Annotated in this window: 1 pseudogene; it reads left to right on the top strand. The window is 71.1% G+C overall.

What is annotated here, in order from left to right:
- A pseudogene (locus I0C86_RS00040) lies at positions 1-498 on the top strand (hypothetical protein); the annotation flags it as partial.
- Between the last annotated feature and the right edge of the window lie 509 nt (positions 499-1,007).

Here is a 1,007-nt window from a genome sequence, read left to right as displayed (position 1 = left end):
GTGCGGTCCTCGGCGGGCGGGGGGCTCGGGTGGTCGGTGGAGGCCGTCGTCGGGTTCGGCGTGAAGGTCGTCTGGACCTCCGACGAGCTGGCCCGGACCGACGCACTGGCGGAGCGTCCGGTGGCCTGGTACGACTCCCGGGCCGAGGCGGCGCAGCGGTACCTGCGAGTTTCCGGGCTGACCGGCCTGGTCGACGCCGACGACTCCGAAGTGGATGCCGGACTGGCGACGGCGGGGGACGGGCGGTGGCGGCTGGCCATGGATCCCCGCGCCTTCTCCGTCGGGGCACCGGAGGTGGCCGAGCTGCTCCTGGCCGCCGCACCGGCTCGGGTTCTGCTCGCCAGGGGAGAGCGGGACCCGCTGGTCAGCGACGACGATCTCGCCCGGCTGGACGTTCCGGCGACGACGCTGCCCGGACTGGGACACAACGCCCACGTCGAGGACCCGGCGGCCGTGGCCTGCCTACTGAAGCCGTACGGGCTGGCGGCCCAGGGCTGAGCGGTTTCGGACCGAATGTCCGGGTTTGGCGAGCTGGACATGAACGATTGGCCGATCGGGCCCGCTGGCGGGAACACCCGGTGGCCGGCCACGGTTATACCCAGCGTAGGTCCGCAGCAGCCCGCCCCCGGCTCAGGCCGGGATTTGGGGTTGTCTGTCGGGTCGGGGCCCGGTTCGGGTCCCCGGGTCCGGTGATCCGCCCGTGGTCAGACACGGTCGGGTGGCCGGGAACCCGGGAATGCCAGCCGCCGGCCCTCGGTTACATCCCCCGTACGTCCGGAGCATGAGCACGAGGTACTGCCGCCCGGACATGCGCATCCCCCCTTGTGTATCGGGTTGGGATTCCTTTCTGACGAGCCGTTGACGGTGGCGTGCGCCCCCTGCGCGTCGCGTGGTTCGCGGTCCGTCTTACCCCCGGAATGGAAGGCAACCATCATGACTACCGTCAAGAAGTGGCTACCGGCCATCACCGAGACTCCGATCCGTAAGACCGCGCTCGGTATCGCGGG

The sequence above is a fragment of the Plantactinospora alkalitolerans genome (assembly GCF_015690345.1).
GTDB classification, from domain to species: domain Bacteria; phylum Actinomycetota; class Actinomycetes; order Mycobacteriales; family Micromonosporaceae; genus Plantactinospora; species Plantactinospora alkalitolerans.
This window is presented reverse-complemented; position numbering and strand designations above follow the sequence as displayed.